This is a genomic window from Bordetella sp. N (assembly GCF_001433395.1).
Lineage (GTDB): Bacteria > Pseudomonadota > Gammaproteobacteria > Burkholderiales > Burkholderiaceae_B > Bordetella_C.
In genome coordinates this window covers 6,066,966-6,087,899 of record NZ_CP013111.1, presented here as the reverse complement: position 1 = coordinate 6,087,899, position 20,934 = coordinate 6,066,966, and the positions used below count along the sequence as shown (strand labels likewise).

Sequence of the window (20,934 nt, the reverse complement as noted above, 5' to 3'; positions counted from 1 at the left end):
CGACAGGCCGCGAGGTCGTTCATCCGACGATCGGGGCGGATACCGATTGCGCCTTGCCCATGTCTTCGCACCGATTTGAGGCAAATAGTGGGGCAGTCAGCCCCACTATTGTGCAGACCCAAAATGAGCGATCTGATCGCCAAATTCCTGCATGCAGAAAACATCAGAAAATCGAGCGATTTTCGACGTGAAATTTTGTGACCTTACATCAAGCTAAAACTTATTTATCCAATAAAAACAATGAGTTATAAAATTATTGTGGAAAAAAGTTTTGGTTTTTTATCGTCGTCCTGCATGCACTAGAGGGATGGTATTTGCCCGATAACTCGGTAGTCTATCTGCCATGACAGCGCCTGACGGATCACGAGGATCCGTCGAAAAAATGCGTCTGGAACAAGAGCAAAGCAAGGTAGAGCATGGCCGAGAAAATAAACACCATCGTTGTCGGGGCGGGTCAGGCGGGGCTTTCGATGAGCGAGCATCTGAGTCTCTGCGGAATCGAGCACGTGGTCCTGGAAAGGTCGCGCGTCGCGGAGGCCTGGCGCAGCGCCAGATGGGATTCCTTGCAGGCCAATGGCCCGGCCTGGCACGACCGGCTGCCCACGATGGCGATTCCCACTGATCCGGGCGTATTCCCACCCAAGGAAACCATCGCCGATTACCTTGTCGCCTATTCCGAAAAGATCAAGGCCCCTCTGCGCACAGGGGTGGAAGTGAAGGCCGTGCGCAAGCGCGTCAAACAGTTGGGGTTCCGGGTAGAGACCTCGGATGGCGATTTCGAGGCGATGAACGTCATTGCGGCAACGGGCCCCTTCCAGCGCCCGGTCATCCCCCCCATTGTCCCGGAGATCCCCGGGCTCACGCAGCTGCATTCCTACCACTACAAAAACCCTGCGCAGTTGCCCGAGGGCGCCGTCATGGTCGTGGGAGCGGGTGCTTCCGGGGCCCAGATCGCGGACGAACTCAATAAGGCGGGGCGCAAGGTTTACCTTTCGATAGGCAGGCACGAACGTCCGCCCAGGTACTACCGCGAGGTCGACAGCGGCTTCTGGTCCGGGGCAACCGGGTCCTGGGACCTTACCCAGGCCAACCCCGATGCCCAAAACGTGCCGATCGCCATCAGCGGCGTGTACCCGCGCAAGTCGCTCGACTTTCGCCGCATGGCGGCCGAAGGCGTGGTGCTGCTAGGAAGCACCGAAGGGTATGCCAATGGCCGCCTCCGCTTCGAACAAAATCTTCAGGAGCACATCGAGTACGGCAACCGCAGTTACCTCAGGGCACTGAAACGAGCCGATGACTACGTGGATTACAACGGCCTTCCCTTGCCGGAAGATCCCGAGGCGCACAACATCCTCCCGCCCACCCTCTACGAAACCGATCCGGTTCTGGAGCTTGACCCAACCGAGGCCAATCTGACTTCGATTGTGTGGGCCACCGGGTTTGCGCGGGACTTCAGTTGGATCGAGCTGGACATATTTAACGAGAACCACAACCCCATACACCACCGCGGGATGTCGAAAGAGCCGGGCATCTATTTCCTGGGCCTGCCTTTCCAAGGTAATCGCGGCTCCAGCTTCCTGTTTGGCGTGTGGCATGACGCGAAATACCTCGCCGGCCAGATCTCCATCAGGAACGAATATCAGAACTATCTGACACGCAAACTGGCCTCGCTGGCTGGCCAGTCGTAATGCGTGGCCAGGTTAGAGGCACGATTCCCAGGTTCGGACGACGATGACGACACAAACTCTCCAAACAGACCGCGACCGCCTGCAGGCCCGCCTGCCTGACATGGTCGCCCTCCTCAAGACGCTGGTGAATATGGACAGCGGATCGCTCGATGTCGAAGGCGTCAACGCCGTGGGTCGCGTGCTTTCCGAACGCCTGTCTGCCGCTGGTTTCGTGGTCCGTGAGCGTGCTTTGCCCGTGGCCGAGCGCGGCACGATGCTTATCGCCGAAAAGCAAGGCGCGGGCAAAGGGAAATTGTTGATCCTGGGGCACCTGGATACCGTCTGGCCCAAGGGCACGGTGGCCGATTGGCCTTTTCAGCTTCTCGACGGCGGCCTGGCGACCGGCCCCGGCGTGGGCGACATGAAGGCCGGGCTGGTCATGGCGCTTCATGTGCTGGAGCTGCTGGCGCAACAGAACTTCAATGACTTCGCCCTGATTAAATGGGTATTGGTGCCCGACGAAGAGCTAGGCAGTGCCGGCAGCCGGCCGCTGATCGAAGAGGAAGCGCGCGACATGGACACCGTGCTTGTGCTGGAGCCGGGCCGCCCGGGAGGCGGCGTGGTGACCGCGCGCGGCGCGCTCGGTGTGTATTTCATACGCGCGAAAGGTTGCAGCGCGCATTGCGGTAACGACTATCGCAAGGGCGCCAGTGCGGTGCGTGAACTGGCCATCAAGGTCGCGCCGCTCGACGGTCTGTCCGATCCCGACGCCGGCGCTGTCGTGAATGTCGGCGTATTTCACGGCGGAACGGCGAAGCAGGTGATCCCCGGCGAGGCGTTCCTCAATATCGATCTGCGCGCGCGAACGCAGGTCAAGGCCGAATGCCTGCACCAGGCCATTTTCGATATCGCAGGTGACCGTGTCGACCCGCGCGTGGAGGTTACTGTCGAAGGCGGCCTGACCCGTCCCGCCTATCCTGGCGCGGCGCCGAATCAAGCACTGATGCGCGCAATGCAGGCCATGGCGCAGGAGCTGTCCATCCCGGTGTTCGAGGCGCCCTTGGCCAACGGCGGCTCCGACGGCAACTTCACGGCGGTGATGGGTCTGCCCACGCTGGACGGCCTGGGCCCTGTGTCACACAACATCTGCAGCCGTGCCGAGACCATGGAAATACAAAGCCTCGTTGACCGCGGCGCGCTGTTTTGCGGCCTGATCAAACAACTCCCCAATCTGATAAACCGATAGCGCCCCAGTTATGCCCGAACACGTTCATACCCGCAGCGTACGACTGACCATCGACCATCTGCACAAGAAGTACGGTGACATGCATGCGCTCAATGACATCTGCCTGGATGTTCCGCCTGGCGCCATGTTGACGCTGCTGGGTCCCAGCGGTTGCGGCAAGTCGACGCTGCTACGCAGCATCGCGGGCTTCCTGGGCGTAAGCCAGGGTCGCGTGCTGATCGACGGCAACGACATGAACGGCGTGGCGCCGTCGCACCGCCAAACGGCGATGGTCTTTCAGAACTATGCCCTGTTCCCGCACATGTCCGTTGTCGAAAACGTCATGTTCGGCCTGCGCATGCGCAAGATACCCAAGCCGCAGGCCCGCGTGCGCGCTGGCGAAGCTCTCGAAATGGTACGCCTGTCGCACCTGGCCGACCGGATGCCGGCTCAGCTGTCGGGCGGCCAGCAGCAGCGCGCCGCGCTGGCGCGGGCCTTGGTGACCGATCCCAAGGTACTGCTGCTCGACGAGCCCTTCGGCGCTCTGGACAAGAGCCTGCGCGAGGAAATGCAGGTCGAATTGCGCAAGCTGCAGAAAAGCGTGGGCGTCACCACGGTCTGCGTCACGCACGACCAACAGGAAGCCATGGCCATTTCCGATTACATCGCGGTGATGAACCATGGCGTGTTGGAGCAGTTCGGCACGCCGCTGGAGATCTACGATGCGCCGACTTCGCATTTCGTGGCGACCTTCATTGGCAACTCCAATGTGCTGCCGTGCAAAGTGGTTGGCGGCGAGGGCTCGGTCTGGCGCGCCCGACTGGCCGACGGCCAGGAAATCGCCGTGCAGGCCTCACGTGAGCCTTCGAACGAGGAAGGCACGCACCTTGCCGTGCGTCCCAGCGCGATCAAAGTGCTGTCCGCTCGCGAGCCCTCCAGCGCGGGGGCTTCCTGGTCGACCCAGGGCAAGGTTTCGTTGTGCATGAATCTCGGAAGTTCCGTGATCTACGAGGTGGAAACCGCCGGCCTGGGCACCTTGCGGGTTGAGCAAGCCCGGCGCCAGGCCGATGTGCTGCATGCCGCGGATGATCCCGTGAGCCTTGCATGCGATGCGCAAGATTTCGTCTTGCTGAGGCGCTGAACATGGCCGCCGCTTTCAATGCCGATTCGCGGGGCGCGTCGCGCTGGGGCCTGGTTCCAGCGTTGGTGGTCATGCTGGTGTTCTTCTGGGCATACGCCATCTTTATCCATGCCAGCTTCCTGCCTGCGGGGACGTCCGGCCAGATGGTGCGGCCCGACGGTGAGTTCACCTGGGACAACTACATCCGTTATTTCAAATCCCCGAGCGACCTGATGGTGCTGGTCGAGACCCTGTGGATCTCGTTCAGGGTGATGGTGGTTTGCTTCGTCCTGGGCTACCCGGTGGCCTATGTCATCGTCCGCACGCAGTCGCAGTGGCTGCGCAACGGGCTGTTCATCGCGGTGATCATGACCTTCCTGTCAGGATCCATCACCCGGGCCTATTCATGGCTGGTCATCCTGGGAAATCGTGGCCTGGTCAACTCCCTTCTGATGAAACTCGGGGTCATAGCCAAGCCCTTGCAGCTGGTCTACAACGAAACGGGTGTTTTCATTGCGTTGCTGCACTTTGTACTGCCGTTCTTCATCCTGACCATGATGGGTCCGCTCAAGAACGTGCATAGAAACCTGGAAGATGCGGCGATCAACCTGGGCGCGAGCCGGCTGCAAACCTACCTGCGCGTAACTCTGCCCCTTTCGATGCCTGGCATCGTGGCGGCCTGCTCGCTATCGTTCGCGATCTCGCTGTCGACCTTTGCGTTCCCGCTGGTGCTGGGAGGGGGCCGCATGCGGATGGTGGCCAACTCCATCTATGAGAATATCTTTTCCACTTTCAACGTGCCCTACGCGGCGGCCATCGCCACGGTATTCCTGGTGATCGCACTGTTCTTCGTGTGGCTGTTTTCTTATCTGCAGAATCTGTCGCGGCGTGGCCGTCTGACGGGGGGCCACTGATGTCCAGGGATTTTCGCGGCTATTCCGTATCCACCTTGTCCGTCGCGCTGCTGTGCGGCGCATTTCTGGTCCTGCCGGTGGCCTTCCTGTGCGTTTACGCCTTCAACCCCACGCAGTACTTCACGCTGCCTATCACGGGGCTGTCGTTGAGGTGGTTCCACAGCTTCTTCGAGAACGACCGCTTTTTACAGGCATTCGGCGTCAGCATGAAACTTGGGCTGATCATCATTCCCATCGTGCTGGCCATTTCGCTGCCCGCTGCCTACGCCCTGGTACGCGGACGCTTTCCCGGACGCGATTTCCTCAACGCCGTCATCATGTCGCCCCTGGTCATCCCCGGCGTGGTCACGGGCATCGCCTTCCTGATATTCCTCAACAAGGCGGGCATGGGGTCCGGCTTCACACCGTTGCTCATCGGCATGACGTGCTTCACCATGCCCTACGCGGTGCGGGCGCTGGTCGCCAATATGCACGGCCTGCGTCCGGAACTGGAAGAAGCTGCGCTCAACCTGGGCGCGGGCAAGTGGTCCGTGTTCTGGTACGTGATCCTGCCGCAGTTGCGGCCCGGCATGCTCGCCGGAAGCATCTTCGTGTTTGTCGAGGCTGTCGACAACTTTTCGGTTGCGGTGTTTCTTTCATCGACGAACTCCACGCCGCTACCCGTCGAGGCCTATAGCTACATACGCGATTACGACGATCCCACCATCGCGGCGATGTCCTTGCTGCTGATGCTGATATCCACGGGCCTGATGCTGCTGGCCAGCCGCTACGTGGGTCTGAATCGCATGTTCCAGGTTGAGTGATTTTGGAGATAAGACCATGACGTTTTCCATTGTGGGGTATTGCGAACGCACCGGACAGGTCGGCATGGCTGTCACGTCGTCCAGTGTCTGCGTGGCCAGCCGCTGTGCCTGGACGCGCGGCAAGGTCGGCGTGGTGGCGACGCAGAACCTGACGGATCCCGGCCTGGGGCCGCTGGGCCTGGATCTGCTGGAGCGGGGCCGCGCGCCCCATGAAGTGCTCGACATGCTGAGGACCGGCGACTCCGGCCGTGACTACAGGCAGTTGCAGGTCATGGACGCGCAGGGCCAGGTTGCGCAGCACACCGGTTCGAGCTGCCTGCCCACGATCGCCATGGCGCACGGCCGGCACTGCGGCGCAGCCGGCAATCTGCTGGCCAACACGAACATCCCCGCCGCGATGATCACGGCCTTCGAGGCCGAAGCGGACCTGCCGCTGGCGGCCCGCCTGTTGCGGGCGCTGCGAGCGGGCCTGGAGCAAGGCGGCGAGGTGCGCGAACTTTATTCGGCGGGCCTGCAGGTCAGCAGCGACCTCAGCTGGCCCATCGTCGATTTGCGCGTCGATGGCCAGTGGCGCCCGCTGGATGCCTTGGAAGGCCTGTGGAAAGATTACGAGCCGAAGATGGCGGGTTACATCAGTCGGGCTTCGGCGCCGCAACTGGCGGTTGTGTGATTTGAATAACTGAAAATTTCTGGAGCAAAAACGATGTCCACACTTTCCGGCATGACGGAACAGGAGCGCGAGGTCCGCAGGGATCTGGCCGCGGCCTATCGCCTCGTGGCCTATTTCGGGTTTGAAGACAGCATCTGGACCCACCTGTCCGCGCGGGTGCCCGGCCATCACGATCAATTCCTGATCAATCCGCATGGCGTGCTGTTTCGCGACATTACCGCTTCGAACCTCGTCAAGATCGACGTGAACGGCAACGTCCTCGAAGACACGCCATACGAGGTGAACGCGGCAGGTTTCACCATCCACAGCGCCATCCACATGGCGCGCGAGGATGCGGGCTGCGTCATCCACTTGCACACCGTCGCGGGCGTTGCCGTGTCCAGCCTGAAATGCGGCATCGTGCCGGCAAACCAGTGGTCTTACCAATTCCACAACCGCGTGGCCTATCACGACTACGAGGGCATCGCCCTGGACCTGGCCGAGCGCGAGCGCCTGATCAAGGACCTGGGCCCGGTCCACCGGACCGTGGTTCTGCGCAACCACGGCATGATCACTCTGGGCAACAGCGTAGCCGACACCTTCATCCTGATGCGCAATCTGAATTGCGCCTGCGAGGCCCAGCTGGCTTTCCAGGCAACGGGCGAGGAGATCGCGCACGTGCCGGAAGCGGTGCGCGAGCACACAGCGCGCCAATACGAGCGCAGCGTGGAAAAGCACGCGCAGAATCCATCCACCTCGTCCATCACGCTGGAATGGAAGTCCATGCTGCGCCGCCTGCAGCCCGCCGATCCCACCTCCTATCTCGACTGATCCCATGCTCACAGGCAAGAATCCGCCCGAAGCCATGACCGTCGACGATGGCGGCCGTGTGGCCGACCGCGCTTATCGCCGCTTGCGGCTCGCCATACTCAGCGGCGAGATCAAGCCGGGCACCCGCCTGGTCGAGCTCGACCTGGCCGAGCGCCTGAGCATGAGCCGCACGCCCGTGCGCGAGGCCATTTCGCGCCTGACCAGCGACATGCTGGTGGCGGTTCTTCCAGGCGGCGGCGTCGAAGTCGTGGACACGCAGCATGATCTCGACGACATCTTCGCGATCCGCGAAGCCCTTGAAGGCATGGCGGCCCGCCTGGCGGCCCAGCACATCGTCCGGGAGGAACTGGCCGAGCTTGATCAGATGCTCAAGTCCAGCCTCGACCTGCCGCTGGATGCCGTGCGCGAGCGCGCCGACCTCAACAACCGCTTCCATCGCAAGATCCTGCAGGCGTCGCGCTCGCCCAGGCTGATACAGATGGTCGAGGACCTGCGCGACTTCTTCATCCAGGAGGAGCAGCTGCGGCGCTATACCTCCCGCGATACCAAGACCGCCTTGCGCCATCACGCCGAGATCGTCGACGCCTTACGCCACAAGGACGGGAAGAAGGCCGAGCGCATGGTCCGCCTGCACCTGAGCCACAGCGTGGAGAAGACCAAATCCAAGAAAAAGAAAAAGCCGCTATTCGTATGACGCTGTTCCGATGCTGTTGTCTGTGAAGCTGTTCATTTAATTCTCATAATTTCTGCAAGGGGTTCGCATGTCGTTTCTGTCCCGGTTTCGTCCTGTTTTACTTTCCATGTCCGCCGGCGTCCTGCTGACGTCGGTCGCGCCGGCCTTCGCGGCAGACACGTCCATCAACGTCATGCTCTGGGGCACCACCTGGCAATCCTCCATCAAGGCGGCCAGCCAGCGCTTCACCGAGCAGACAGGCATCAAGGTCAACGTCATGACCCAGGCCTCCTCGGGTGAAGGCCTGACCAAGCTGCAGACCATGCGCGAAAGGTCCGAGGTCGATGTGTGGTTCACGACCGACTCCGTCGCGACCCGCGCCAGCGGCGACAAGGCGCTGTTCGCCCCGCTGCCCAAGGACACGATGCCCAACCTGGCACAAGTTTCGAAGGGCGCGGCGACGGATTATTACGCCGCGGCCTACGGCTACCCCATGTCCATCGTTTACCGCCCTGACCTGGTCAAGGAGCCCATCACGTCCTTCCAGGAACTGTGGACCCGCAAGGATCTGCAGGGCAAGCTGGGCGTTCCGGCCATGACCTTTTACCAGGGCCGCATGCTGATGCTGGCTTCACTGGCCTTCGGCGGGACGACCACCGACTCCGCCAAGGGTTTCGAGATGCTGACCAAGCTCAAGCCTCAGGTGAGCGTGTTCCTGACCTCCGACGCCCAGGCCCGCAATGCCCTGGCGCAGGGCGAGGTGGCCGTGCTGGTGGTGCCGCCCGCGGCGGGCAAGCGCGTGGCCGACGCGGGCGTGGCGGTGAAGGTCGTCAGTCCCAAACCCGCCATCATGAGCTATGACGTGATGATGCTGGTCAACGGCCCCAAGAAGGACTCCGCTGCCCGGTTCATCGATTTCATCATTGGCGCCCAGGAAAACGAAGCCGTCGCGGGCAGCCTGAATATGGCCCCGGTTAACGTCAACGCCAAGCCCTCGGCGATGCTGGCAGACCAGTTGCCCAAGGAAGCCGACAAGGTGTCGATGGACGAAGCCTACATCAACCAGAACATCGCCTCCTGGACGGAGCGGTTCAATAACGAAATCGCCAAGTAAGGCAGGGAAATCGGCCGGCGTGATGCCGGCCGAAACCTGGCCGCTCCCGTTGGACAGAGATCTTGTCGAGGGTCCCGCAAGGCGGAATCCTGAAAATTCAACGTGTTCGGAACGTCGATATTTGATCGCGTTCGATTGCTCAAGCCTTTGACGGCTTGGGCGAGCGCAGAGGCGCCACATCCCGGATGGGAGGCGCTCCAAAAAGACGTCGATATTCTCGATTGAATTGGGTCACGCTTTCGTAGCCGACGCGCGTCGCGGCAGTCGCTGCATCTATGTCTTCTCCTAGAAGAAGCCTGCGAGCTTCATGCAGACGCAACTGCTTCTGAAACTGCAGCGGGCTCATTGCCGTCATCGCACGAAAATGGTGATGCAGCGTCGATACGCCCATTTCCGCAAGCCCAGCCAATCTTTCCACACTCAATGGGCACGTAAAATTTTCCCGTAGCCAAGATACCGCTGCGGCGGCCTTGTGACTTTGCGTCCCGGTCATTGCGATATTCCAGAGGCGTGCACCAGCGGGGCCGCGAAGAACTCGATAGATGATCTCCTTTTCGATCAACCTGCCCAGGTGAGCCAAATCATCTGGGATGTGAAGCATCTCCACTAATCTCTCCACCGCGCCGAAAAGCTCAATGGAGGCTGGCCCGGTTGCCATCGCAGACCCTGTTGCAGCCTTCCACCCTGATCGCGTGGCAATGTCTGCAATGGTCAGCCTGACCTCGCGCAGATCCAACCGTATCAGCATTGAGATATACGGTTCATCTGGCGTAGCTTCCAGGACTTGTGTCACGGTTGGAAGATTGACGGCCGTCAGGAGAAAACGCGACGCATCGTAGACGTATGTCTCACTGCCCAGACGCACACGCTTTCGGCCACGCACGATCAAGCTGATGCTCGGCTCGTAGACGTAAGCGCTCGGAGCGGTTGGCTCTAGCACCTTGGCGAAGGATAAGCTTGGGAGGGCAGATCGCCGCTCTTCGTTGTCTCCTACAAATTCTGAGACTCTCGCCGCCAACCTTGTGCGGATTGCTTCAGTTTCCTTGCGACGATCACGGTCGACATCGTCTGGTTCCTGCATATCTGGGGTTCTCCGATCAGGCCGCGCAAGTATGCACTGAGCAAGATAAAACATTTCCCAAAAAATATACCTGGCTAGAGGATTAGGCAATGATAAGGAAGGATCGGACTACCGCCTCTGGTCGCCTGGCCCCTACAGTGAAAACCTGATTTCCCGTGCGTCGCGCTGAATCGACGGCGACATGACGTTCGATCTCAACCAGGAGTTCACATGTCTGATTCTGAAAAACTCAAGGGTACTGTTGCCCTGATCACCGGAGCATCAAGCGGCATTGGGCACGCCACGGCCCTACAGCTTGCAGCCGAAGGTGCGAAGGTCGTGCTCGTCGCTCGGCGCGCTGACCGTTTGCAGGCGTTGGCGCAGGAGATCGGCGCCAACGCACTCGCAATCACGGCTGATATCTCGAGTGCCGCAGCCTCGGTGCAGGTCATGCACGAGACAATCGATCGTTTCGGCAGGCTGGATACGCTCGTAAACGCAGCGGGGGTCATGCTCAATGGCCCCTCGGTCCAGGCGCCGCTTGAACATTGGGACCGTATGGTGGATGTTAATTTTCGTGCACTCATGTACGTTACGAAAGCAGCGCTTCCCCACTTGTTGGACGCCGTGGGCACAAGTCCAAGAAAAGTGGTTGATGTCGTAAATATTTCTTCGGTCGCTGGCCGCGTCGCCGCAGCACAAGTCGCCATTTACAACGCCACGAAGTTCGCGGTAACGGCAGCGACAGAGGCGTGGCGCCAAGAATTTACCCGCCAGTCGATCCGATTCTCGGTCGTCGAACCTGGGGCCACCACCACCGAACTATGGGCCCAAGAGGGCCAGTGGGAAGGATTCAAGGCGGCGTTCGGCGAGGTCGAGCGTCTGCACGCTGAAGACGTTGCAGAATCGGTGAAATTCATCGTCACGAGTCCTCGGCGTGTGGCCATCAATGAGATCGTAATTCGGCCGACAGACCAACCTTAAAACCGCCGCTCGCACCGCAGCTAACCGATAAACCACAGGCACGACGGTCGAACGATTCGGCCGGCTGGATTTCGCGTTCAACAATGCCGGCGTGATGGGGAACTGGGCCCCACCACAGCGTTGGAACCGCGGAAGAGACGGCCTGTCGTGGGATATTGGGCGGCAACGCAGACTCGCCATCTGATCCGCCATTCACTGTGCGCCGCGGCCACCCTCAAATGCACTCAGGCAGAGATCAACGAAGCTGCGCACTTTCGGATCCATGTAGCGGCTCGATGCGAATACGGCGTGGACAGGCGCCGGAACCTCAGCCCAGCCAGACAGCACGCATGACAGCGTTCCAGCAACCACATAGGGTTCAGCCATGAAACGCGGCAAGTGCGTAATCCCGAGTCCTGCAAGTGCGAGGTTCTTCGCCGCGATCGTGCTGTTGACGGCACAGCGCGGGGACACCATGACCTTCTCGGTATTTTCACCATTTACCAGGGTCCAGTTGGAGCGCCCCCGCATCGTCTTCATGATCAAGCTGTGGCGCTTCAGGTCGCCGACGTTCGAAAGCGCCGGCCCGCGCTTCAGATAGCCAGGGGCAGCGTACAGCCCGTAAGACACCTCGCCGAGTTTGCGCGCCGAGAGCCCCGAATCTTCGAGCGCGCCGACACGGATGGCGACGTCGAAGCCTTCATGGATGATATCGACCAGACGGTTCGTGTATTCCGCTTCCACAGTCACTTTCGGGGCCATACGCAGGAACGCCGCGATCCATTCGTCCACGACCATGGTTCCGAACTCGGATCCAGCCGTGAGCTTGAGCAGTCCTTTGGGCTCCCTGGACTGCTGCGCCACCGCCGCCTCTGCGGCTTCGGCGGCGGTCAGGATGCACATGGCGCGCTCGAAGTAATCGCGCCCGACCTCGGTCACGCTGAGGCGCCGTGTCGAGCGGGTGAGGAGCTGTGCGCCTAGCTTCTTCTCCATACGACTGACGACGCGGCTGATGCGCGCCTTGTCGGTGCCCAGCCGATCCGCAGCCGTCGTGAACGAGCCATCGGTCACAACCGCCACGAAGACGCGCATCTCCGGCAGATCGATTGATGTATTCATGGACAACAGTATGTGACTTATCCCTATATTTATCAATCAAGAGGGTAAGTCCATAGTGCGGTTCATGCAATACGTCGCACTCAATGATTACAGCGGCGGCATTGACTTGCTGCGGTTGCAAGCGTCACGGCGATCAAGACGCACATCACTCTGTCGTTCGAACGACTTGCTTGCATCGCGGCGCGCTCAGGCGTGCGTCCCATGAAACCTGTCGGCGGGCTCCCGCCGCCCTCCAATCAATATAAGGAATGCGAAGATGACACAAATAATCGGAATCATTGGCTCCGGCCTCGTCGGTAAGGCCGTCGCGCGCCTCGCGACCGCAGCTGGCTACAAGGTGGTGATCAGCAACTCCCGCGGCGCGGACACCATCAAGGACCTGATCGAGGAGCTCGGACCGCTGGCGAGCGCCGGCACCACCGAGGAGGCCATCGCGGCGGGTGACATCGTCACGCTCTCGATCCCGATCGCCGCCTCCGAGCAACTGCCCGCCGACGAGTTCGCGGGCAAGGTCGTCCTCGATCAGACGAACTACTATCCCGCATTCGGCAACAATGACGTTCTCGATAAGGGAGATCTGACCTCCAGCGGGCTGATCCAGCGGCGTTTGCCGGGAGCGAAGGTCGTCAAGGGCCTTCACAACCTCAGCTGGCTTCACATGAAGGCCAACGCCACGCCGAAGGGTTCCGCGAACCGCACGACGCTGCCGATCGCGGGTGACGACAGCGGAGCGAAGCAGGCGGTGAGCGAGTTCTTCGACAAGATCGGCTTCGATACCATCGACGCGGGCTCGCTCGCAGACAGCTGGCGAATCGAACCGGGCACGCCCATCTACTTTTGGCGCTACGCTCCGACGGTAGATCTGAAAGCGACGGGCGAAGAAGCCGAGCGCGCCTACACGCAGCCCGGCACGCGCGTGTCGCGCGAAGATGCTCGGCGCTTGATCAACGAGGCAAAGCGCCCGTCACCGATCGGCGGCACGTTCGAGGGCATGCCGCAGGTCCACGTCGACCTCTTCATGGCCCAGGCAAGCGCCGCGACCGTCAAGAAGTAAAACCTTTACATCGGGCGCCCTTACGGGCGCCCGATGACCGTTCACAGCCTCTGGCCGATAGGGTCTGCCCGGCCCGCCGGGCAAGTGGAACCATGCAACTGGCGCCTCTCGTCGCGCCGATGTTTGCCATTCGTGTCGCCTCGTACACCAACCGATTTATTGATGCATTTATAGACAACGGTCTGTAGTTTTTTCTGCTATTTATCTATTTTTCGATCATCCCTAGAGTAATGCTTTTAACGCACTACAGGGAAGCTCGAAAGCAAATGAAAATAGGAATTTTGAATGCCGGCAATGTCGGCAGTCGTCTAGCGCGAGCCTGGGCAGCCGCAGGTCATGACCTCGTCATTGCGAAGGACGGCGAGGATCGCAAGATCGCACCGTTGCTGGCAGAACTGGGCGACAGGGCCCGGCTCGGCACGATCCGCGAGGCCGCCGAATTCGGCGAGGCCGTTTTATTCTCCGTTTACTGGCCGCGGGTTGACGCGATCGTCAGCGAAGTAGGCAACGCGCTCGATAGCAAAACGGTCATCGAGACCATGAACCCGCTCGGCGTCACCGCGGAATTTCAGCACTTCCACGAGCTGGACTTCATGCGCGACAACTCGACCTCCGAGGTTTTGCAACAACGCCTGCCGAAGGCTCGGATAGTCAAAGCGTTCAATCTTCTGGGATCGCCATTGCTTGAGGCCGCAGCTTGGTCGAAGTCGCCGGTGCAGCCCAACGTCTTCTATGTCAGCGACGACACATCGGCCGGGCAGGTAACGCGCGGCCTGATCGCTGATGCTGGGTTCAAGCCCATCAACGCCGGCCCCCTCAAAGGCGCCCGGCAGCTGGAGCAGGCCGGCGTCCTGCTGCACCACATCGCCGAGCATGAATATGCCGGGGACTCAGAGGGTCTCACCCGGCTGGCGCTGTCGGTTATCGAGGCAAGTCCCGGCCCGATCGTACGCGAACGGATCACCTGAGCCACCTCGCAATCCAAGCCGCAAGGCCGCTGAAGCCACAGAACGTCTTACCTAGGAAAATCTCATGTCCCAGTCCCTCAAGGGCAAAACCGCTCTCGTCACCGGCGGATCGCGCGGCATAGGTCGCGCGATTGCCGAACGGCTTGCGGCCGATGGTGCGACCGTCGCCCTCACCTACAACGCAAGCAGCGCAGGCGGAGACGAAGTTGTCGCGACCATCGAAAAAGCGGGCGGCACCGCTTTCGCGCTCCACGCCGACCTGGTCGATGCCGCCGCGATCCCGGCATTATTCGATGCGCTCGACCGCGAGTTCACTGCGAGGAAGGGCAGCAAGGCGCTCGACATTCTGGTCAACAACGCCGGCAATTCCGGCTGGGGCGGCCTTGCCGATGCGACGCCGGATGCATGGAACACGATGTTCGCGGTTCACGCCCGCGCACCGTTCTTCGTCGTTCAATCCGCGCTGACCCGTCTCACCGATGGTGGCCGAATCATCAATACGTCCTCCGGTCTGGCCACTCGCCCATTGCCGGCCGTCCCCATCTACTCCATGGCCAAGGCGGCCATCAACAACCTGACCCATGCGCTGGCGATGGAGTTGGGACCTCGTGGAATCACGGTGAACGCCGTGGCGCCGGGCTGGACGCGAACGGACATGAACGCCGCTGTCCGCGAAAACGCCGACATGGTGAAGGCGATCGAGGCCGATACCGCGCTGGGACGCTTTGGCGAAACCTCAGACATCGCCGCAGTCGTGGCTTTCTTGGCCTCCGATGACGGCCGTTGGGTGACTGCCCAGGTAATTGAAGCTAGCGGCGGCTACAAGCTTTGACTCCGCCTGGGCGAAATTAATGGCCACTATAGATGAGTTGACGTTCTCGCCGAGAGGGCCCGCGGGACCGACAGAGTGAATGAGACGCGTGCTTGGTCAATCGAACGCACGGAGACCGCGCTGTACCGCTGGCCGCGCCTCGACTCTGCGAAACCATGCCGCCATCTCCTGCGAGCCATCCCATGGCACGTTTGCCCTGAGCGACTTGAGAATGGTAAACGCCGCGATGTCGGCGATCGAGAACTCGGCGCCCGCCATGTAATCGTTATGCTTGAGAAAGCGCTCGGCTTGCAGCGCGGCCGTCGCGTAGCGCCCTTGCAGCAGCGAAGCGCCGTCAGGCTCGCCAGCACGCTGCAGGAAGAATCCGGCATGACTCGGCGCAATGACGTCGGTCAAGAAAAAGAAAAAACGTTCCAGGACCACTGGTCAACACAGTTCCAGTGACGTGAAAAAATCTGCTTCTCCTGCACTTCGACAGCAAGAACATGACATCCGCCCAGCTGAATGATGGCTCCGTCTTCCCCGCTGACGTTTAGCGTCTGCGGGAGCCGTTCAGATTGCAAGCTGTTGAACTTATGACGGCTCAGAACCGCCAGTTCATGGTTAGCGTGCCGGCATTCTGCTGGTTGCCGGCGCCGAACTGCCCGTTGTAGGCGACGCCGAGCGTAGCGTACTGGTTCATCGCAATCTCGGCGCCCAGTTCCACCACCGTGGCGTTGCGCGCGATGGGCGCGCCCGCCACGGTGAAGGCCTGGCTGCCATCGAAGGAGAGCGTGGCTTCGGGATGCACATCACCGTAGGCATGGCGCCACCCTATCGTGCCGTGCAGGCTGGCCGCGGACTGACCTACATCGAAGCTCGTGCGCGCATGCAGGCCCAGCGTGCTGGTGCCCAGCCGGTTGCGGCTGCTTGCGCCGCTCAGCGCTGCATCGCCGCCGGATTCGGAGAAACCCCGCATGCGCAGGTCGCTGTAATCGGCGGCTACGAATGGCTCCAGTCCGACGCGGTCGTTCAGCTTCAGCGCATAGCCCAGCTCGGTAAAGAACTGCGCCGTGCTGGCGCCATAGCTGGCCTTCAGCGTCTGGTTGTCGCCCGCGGCGTCCACGTTGCGCTGGCTCTTCACGTCATGCCAGGTATAGGCGGTGCCCAGCGTCAGGTTGATCTTGCCGGCGCCGGCCTGGAAGGCCTTGCCGCCGTAGACGACAGCGCTGTAGCTGTCGATGTTGGCGGTGGATGACGCGTCGTCAACGGAGATGTGGGTGTTGGTATAGCCCAGCGCACCGCCCAGCCGCCAGCCGCTGCCCACGCCATGGTCACCGCCCACGAACAAGCCGCCATCGGTCTGACGCGACTTGGCGGCGTTGCCGTCTCCCTCCAGCGTGCGCCAATTGCCGAAGACCTGGGCCCACATGGGTTGCGCCCCCGATTGCGGCAACGCGGATGCGTTGCCCCCGCCCAACTGCGCAATGGCGGGACCCGGCAATTGGCCGGCGTCCATGTTGGCGCGCAGATGCAGCTTGGGCAGGTTCACCACATTGCCGCCCAGGCTCTGCAGGCCGGATACCGTGCTGGCAAAGGATTCGCCGGACAGGGAGGCGAAGACCGCCGGCGGCGCGCCTTCCGGCAGGTTCAACACGCGGGAGTAGAGGCCGTTGCTGGTGGGCAGGCTTTGCAGCGCATTGGCCACGGAGCGCTGGTTGCCAGTCATGGCCAGATCGGCGAAGCGGATCGGCCGTGTCGGTGTGCCACTTCCAGCTCCGGTCTCGCCGCCCCCGCTGCCGGTCTCGCCGCTCCCGCCACCGGCATCACCGCCCCCGTCGCCAGGATCCACCGGCACCCGCTTCAGTTCCACATCCATCGTCACGTCGTGAGCGTCATAGGACAACGTGGGCGCCAGATAGGCCAGGTTGCTCGACACAGAATCGAAGCGGCCATTCAGGCCGCCATCCGCGCGGAGGATCTTGTACAGGGTCGACGCGGCGTAATCGCCACTCGCACCCACGTGCAGCACCGAGCCGGCCAGGTTTGCGGCGCCCGTCACGTGCACGCTATCGGTGGAGGTGCCCGGGCCGGCGTCCACACGGTAAGCCGAACCAGGCGCGAAGGTCAGGTCACCGTTCACCGCCAGCGTGCCGACCGGAATCGCGGCCGTACCCGGCGACAGGGTGCCGCCGCTGGCCAAGTTGGTCGTCCCCACCGAACCATTGCCCGCCAGCGTCGCGCCGTTCGCCACCGCCATGGCGCCGTTGACGCTGGTGCCGGCCAGCGTCAACGTGTGGCCCGCATTCACGTTCACTTGCGCCACGTTGATGGCGGCAGCGGGAGTGAAATCGGTATTGATATTGACAGTGGCGCCGGCACCCGTGATGGTGCCAGTGATGGCGCCACCGTTCACATTCAGCGTCGCGGTATCCAGGACCACCTTACCATCCAGCATGCCTGTATTCGTGACGACGATCGGCGCTGTCGGCGCCACGATGTAGATTGCGGTCGGCGCGGTGATGGTGCCGCTGTTATCGATGCCCCCCGTCACGGTGGAGTTTTCTACCCTGATACCAAACGCCCCCCCGGCTATGGTTCCGCGATTCTCGATGCTCCCCACGGCTGAGGCTGTAAACAACGCGATGCCGGATGCCGTGTTGATGGTGCCGGCGTTCACTATGCGACCGGTCAACGTACCGCCGCTCCCCAGGAAGATGCCGTAACCGCTGCCTCCCGTGATCGTGCCGCTATTGATGATGTCGCCGTTCAAGGGGGCGCCAGCAGTCACCCGGATGCCGGTGTCGGTGCTGTTGATGGTGCCAGCATTCACAATATCCCCGGTCATGGGCGTCGCGCTGTTTAACGCGATGCCGTTTGCGGAATTGATCTGTCCCGTCGAGGTGTTGGTGATGCCGCCGTCTGTAACACCACCGTTAACTAAGAGGATGCCGCTTGAACCAACGAGCGGATTCGTGATCGTGCCTTCGTTCCGTATGCCGTGCATAACGACGGAGTCTTGGATCGATAAGGTTTGCGCGGTGCCCGAGGCCGTATTCAGCAAACTTCCCACCTGCGCCCCGCTCTGGAGCAGGATTCTACTGGCGGTGCCGCTATTGCTCAGCGTGCCACCCACTTGTGTGCTACTCAATAGCAACGTGGACATCGTGCCGGTATTCGATATATCTCCGTCCACCGATCCGCCGGCAAAAAATACCTGCGAATCCACCCCTGGCGTCAACGAGCGGATCACGCCGTCATTGACGAAGTCACCGTGGATCGACACGTTATAGAAACCCAGGACGTACGTCACGGCAGCTGTCGCGTGATTTTGAATGACGCCGGCCGTGCCGTTGTGGAAGCTCCCGTTGATGGTGGTGTTGAACGCCAGCACCGTGTAATCGTCGGAGGAACTATCCAGGGTACCGTTATTCGTGAAATTCTGGGCAATGGTCGTGTTGTCGATTTCAACAGCACGCGCAGTGACAGGTCTGCCCGGGTACGGGACGATCTGCACCGTGCCATTGTTGACGAAGCTGTCCAGTGTGGGAGCATTGACGAATATACCGAACAGCGGGTTGTTGCCAGAAACGTCGTTCGCCAACTGGATACTGCCGCCTGCATCGATCTGGATGGTGCCGATGGCGGCGCCCGCCGGGGCGTTAACACCATATTGCACGTTGGTTCCTGGCGCGATCTCCCCGGTACCGGTCACCTGCAGCGATTGACCGGCCCCCAACGTGCAGGTCTCCGTTGCAGGACCGGATACCACGACCACCCCCCCGGCCGCCGCCGGGCATGATGCGGCGTGTGCCCCGGTTGCGGCCGCGGCCGCAAGCAGGGCCGTACTCAAAAGCGTCAGACGGAAGCGCGGGTGGACGGGCTGCATTTTTTATCCCGAAGAGGTAGGGCAACTGGATTTGATGTATTCAGAAAGGCAGCCGATAGCTGATGCTGCCCCAGTACCGTGTGGTCTCGGCTTCAGTAGTGGCGTTGCCAGCCAGCGAGAAAGTGCCTTTACCCACGCCTACTTCCATCCCCACGCCGAAGCGCAGCCAGTTCTGCTTGTAGTTCTGGCCATCCAGGCTGAAGGAAGACAGGCCCAGGATTTCACCGTTGGCGTCGCTGCCCTTGCTTTCGAAGCGATGCACGCCTTCGACGCGGCCGAGCAGCTTGACCTTGTCCGACAGGTCGTAGACCGCGTCCAGGCCCAGCCGCGCTTGTGTCGAACCGTCGCTGCGCGCGTCCCATTCCACGGGGAAGCCGCCACCGCTCTCCGTATAGCTGCCCATGCGGTTGCGCATGTACAGCAGCGACGTATAGGGCGTCAGCGCGTAACGCTCGCCCTGGACGGCGTTCAGCCAATCCAGGCGTCCCTGCACCGCCCAGGTATGCTGCGTTGCCGAGCCGGTGGAATGCACCTGGAAACCGGCGTTGTCATAGCCGCGGCGCACGTCCACATCACCGAAGTTGTAGTAGGCGCTCAAGGTGCCATACAGCGGCGTGCCAGGAATGGCGGAGATGAACTCCGGCAGGATGTAGGTGCCCAGCGCGCGGATGTTGCCGTCATATACCGTGTCCTGATCGCTATAGCTGCGACCGATGGCGATCTTGCCCATGGATTTCTCGCCGATGCCATGCGCATAACCGATTTCGATCGATCCCTGGTTGGCGTGGGTATCGCTCGATACATCGGCGCGGCCCCAATCGCCGGTGCTCCAGACGTATTGCTGATTGCCCGAGATCAGGCCGCGCATCGGCTGCCATGCGCGCCGGTCAACACCATATTGGTTGCTTGCAGCGACTGGCTGGGCCCCTGCGCGGCGGCCGACAGGCTGCTCATGAAATTGGACAGGGTGATGATGCCGGAACCGGCGCCGGTGGCGGGGGGCGTCTCCGGCGCGGACGGGGCGGAGGGGCTGGTGGGCGATGTCGGGTCGACAGGCGTCACCGGCGCGGTGGTCGTCTCCACGACGCGCGCGATGTAGACGTTGCCATCCGACAAAGTGCCCGAAACCGTATTCCCATCGGCGCTCACGGCTTGCGCTGTCGCAATCGCGACCGCGCTGCCGGCCACCGCGATGCCCTTGCTGTTCAACCACTCCGGAATGGTTTGCATGCCGGTGGCAGCGGTCCAGCGGTAGCCGTCCGAGGAAGAGGGGCTCGTCGCTGACTGGGAATATCCAACCACCACGTTGCCGCTGGCATCGACACCGTACGCGATGGAATTCGTATTGATGTCGCCATGAAGCACCCCCAGGCTGACAATGCCGGTGGGTGCTGTCCATCGGAAGGATCTGGTTTTTCCTGATGCGCCGTCCAGGGCGGTGCCCACCACGACGTCTCCTGAAGCGTTCAAGGAAGTCGGCACCAGGTAGGCGCCGCCATTCAGGTGCCCTAGATCGGTCATGCCACCTGCGGCTGTCCAGCGAAAGCCATTGATACCCGTTGATGAATCGACTGGGAAACCGAAGCCGACCCCAACCGTCCCATCGCTGTTGAGCTTGGTGAGCGAACTGCCGCCTGTATAACTATTGGTCGGATCCAGTCGGGTTACGACCGAGGATCCCAGGTTCTGCACGATTGCATTGCCTATTCCAGTCGAATCCGAGAAGGTCGCCGATCCACCCACAACCTTACCGTCCGCGCTGATCGCCAGCAGAGTCGCGCTGGTCGCGCCGGGAGTCACCACAGTGACGCGCGTGCCGGTAGTCAGATCCCAGATGACACCTTGGGTCGGAACCGGGCCGCCGGGGCCGGTATAGCCTACTGCGGTGCCCACAGCCAGCGTGCCATTGCCATTGATATCCGTGGCCACGGTCGACGTCGCGGGATCCGCGCTCAAGAACGAGATGCCGCCAGCGGACGTATAGGTGAAGGGCGACTGTGTGTTAGTTGCGCTGTTCGTCGCGCCGCCCACCACCACACTGCCGTCGCCGCTCATGCGCAGGGATATTCCGTAT

At 61.5% G+C, this 20,934-nt stretch carries 19 protein-coding genes; 13 read left to right on the top strand and 6 right to left on the bottom strand.

The window, feature by feature from the left end; genetic code table 11:
• Positions 1–416 precede the first annotated feature (416 nt).
• From ASB57_RS26285 to ASB57_RS26245, 9 genes are all read left to right on the top strand, one after another.
• Positions 417–1,688 carry an NAD(P)/FAD-dependent oxidoreductase gene (locus tag ASB57_RS26285; RefSeq protein WP_057654841.1) on the top strand — a complete coding sequence of 424 codons (1,272 nt, stop codon included), beginning with the start codon at positions 417–419 and terminating at the stop codon, positions 1,686–1,688.
• A 43-nt stretch (positions 1,689–1,731) separates the two neighbouring features.
• Positions 1,732–2,913, top strand: coding sequence for a M20 family metallopeptidase (locus ASB57_RS26280; RefSeq protein ID WP_057654840.1), 1,182 nt, complete (start codon positions 1,732–1,734; stop codon positions 2,911–2,913).
• Between the two features lie 10 nt (positions 2,914–2,923).
• Complete coding sequence (locus tag ASB57_RS26275) at positions 2,924–4,033, top strand: ABC transporter ATP-binding protein (protein WP_057654839.1); 1,110 nt, start codon at positions 2,924–2,926, stop codon at positions 4,031–4,033.
• A gap of 2 nt (positions 4,034–4,035) precedes the next feature.
• Positions 4,036–4,926, top strand: coding sequence for an ABC transporter permease (locus ASB57_RS26270; protein ID WP_057654838.1), 891 nt, complete (start codon positions 4,036–4,038; stop codon positions 4,924–4,926).
• The gene (locus tag ASB57_RS26265; protein WP_057654837.1) at positions 4,926–5,729 is read left to right on the top strand and encodes an ABC transporter permease; all 804 of its coding nucleotides are present in this window, start codon (positions 4,926–4,928) and stop codon (positions 5,727–5,729) included. The genes ASB57_RS26270 and ASB57_RS26265 overlap by 1 nt, the downstream gene beginning before the upstream one ends.
• Before the next feature lie 16 nt (positions 5,730–5,745).
• The gene (locus tag ASB57_RS26260; protein WP_057654836.1) at positions 5,746–6,399 is read left to right on the top strand and encodes a DUF1028 domain-containing protein; all 654 of its coding nucleotides are present in this window, start codon (positions 5,746–5,748) and stop codon (positions 6,397–6,399) included.
• Between the two features lie 33 nt (positions 6,400–6,432).
• The gene (locus ASB57_RS26255) at positions 6,433–7,209 is read left to right on the top strand and encodes a class II aldolase/adducin family protein (RefSeq protein ID WP_057654835.1); all 777 of its coding nucleotides are present in this window, start codon (positions 6,433–6,435) and stop codon (positions 7,207–7,209) included.
• A 4-nt stretch (positions 7,210–7,213) separates the two neighbouring features.
• Positions 7,214–7,903, top strand: a complete 690-nt coding sequence (locus ASB57_RS26250) for a GntR family transcriptional regulator (protein WP_057654834.1) — start codon at positions 7,214–7,216, stop codon at positions 7,901–7,903.
• Between the two features lie 106 nt (positions 7,904–8,009).
• Entirely contained in the window at positions 8,010–8,996 is a 987-nt protein-coding gene (locus tag ASB57_RS26245) for a PotD/PotF family extracellular solute-binding protein (protein ID WP_057654833.1), read from the top strand.
• Positions 8,997–9,135: 139 nt separating this feature from the next.
• On the opposite strand, the gene ASB57_RS26240 is transcribed toward ASB57_RS26245, so the two are convergent.
• The gene (locus tag ASB57_RS26240) at positions 9,136–10,077 is read right to left on the bottom strand and encodes an AraC family transcriptional regulator (protein WP_057654832.1); all 942 of its coding nucleotides are present in this window, start codon (positions 10,075–10,077) and stop codon (positions 9,136–9,138) included.
• Between the two features lie 210 nt (positions 10,078–10,287).
• Here ASB57_RS26240 and ASB57_RS26235 point away from each other — a divergent pair, with 210 nt between their 5' ends.
• Positions 10,288–11,040 (top strand): SDR family oxidoreductase, encoded by a 753-nt coding sequence (locus ASB57_RS26235; protein WP_057654831.1) that lies wholly within the window; start codon positions 10,288–10,290, stop codon positions 11,038–11,040.
• A gap of 192 nt (positions 11,041–11,232) precedes the next feature.
• Here the strand turns inward: ASB57_RS26235 and ASB57_RS26230 are convergent, their stop codons facing one another.
• The gene (locus ASB57_RS26230) at positions 11,233–12,138 is read right to left on the bottom strand and encodes a LysR family transcriptional regulator (RefSeq protein WP_057654830.1); all 906 of its coding nucleotides are present in this window, start codon (positions 12,136–12,138) and stop codon (positions 11,233–11,235) included.
• A 256-nt stretch (positions 12,139–12,394) separates the two neighbouring features.
• On the opposite strand from ASB57_RS26230, the gene ASB57_RS26225 reads away from it, so the two are divergent.
• The 3 genes from ASB57_RS26225 (at position 12,395) to ASB57_RS26215 (ending at position 14,992) form a co-directional block, all read left to right on the top strand.
• Complete coding sequence (locus tag ASB57_RS26225; protein WP_057654829.1) at positions 12,395–13,192, top strand: NADPH-dependent F420 reductase; 798 nt, start codon at positions 12,395–12,397, stop codon at positions 13,190–13,192.
• Positions 13,193–13,458: 266 nt separating this feature from the next.
• Positions 13,459–14,160 carry an NADPH-dependent F420 reductase gene (locus ASB57_RS26220; protein WP_057654828.1) on the top strand — a complete coding sequence of 234 codons (702 nt, stop codon included), beginning with the start codon at positions 13,459–13,461 and terminating at the stop codon, positions 14,158–14,160.
• 64 nt (positions 14,161–14,224) lie between these two features.
• Positions 14,225–14,992 (top strand): SDR family NAD(P)-dependent oxidoreductase, encoded by a 768-nt coding sequence (locus tag ASB57_RS26215; protein WP_057654827.1) that lies wholly within the window; start codon positions 14,225–14,227, stop codon positions 14,990–14,992.
• Positions 14,993–15,088: 96 nt separating this feature from the next.
• On the opposite strand, the gene ASB57_RS26210 is transcribed toward ASB57_RS26215, so the two are convergent.
• The 4 genes from ASB57_RS26210 to ASB57_RS31390 all read right to left on the bottom strand — a co-directional run bounded on the left by ASB57_RS26210 (position 15,089) and on the right by ASB57_RS31390 (position 20,915).
• Positions 15,089–15,388, bottom strand: a complete 300-nt coding sequence (locus ASB57_RS26210; protein WP_197424830.1) for a glutathione S-transferase family protein — start codon at positions 15,386–15,388, stop codon at positions 15,089–15,091.
• 187 nt (positions 15,389–15,575) lie between these two features.
• Entirely contained in the window at positions 15,576–18,650 is a 3,075-nt protein-coding gene (locus tag ASB57_RS26205; protein WP_197424828.1) for an autotransporter outer membrane beta-barrel domain-containing protein, read from the bottom strand.
• A 250-nt stretch (positions 18,651–18,900) separates the two neighbouring features.
• A complete protein-coding gene (locus ASB57_RS31395; RefSeq protein WP_057654824.1) occupies positions 18,901–19,728 on the bottom strand; it encodes an autotransporter outer membrane beta-barrel domain-containing protein in 828 nt (275 codons plus the stop codon).
• Positions 19,716–20,915: a hypothetical protein gene (locus tag ASB57_RS31390; RefSeq protein ID WP_057654823.1), complete on the bottom strand. Its 1,200-nt coding sequence runs from the start codon at positions 20,913–20,915 to the stop codon at positions 19,716–19,718. The genes ASB57_RS31395 and ASB57_RS31390 overlap by 13 nt, the downstream gene beginning before the upstream one ends.
• Positions 20,916–20,934: the final 19 nt, after the last annotated feature.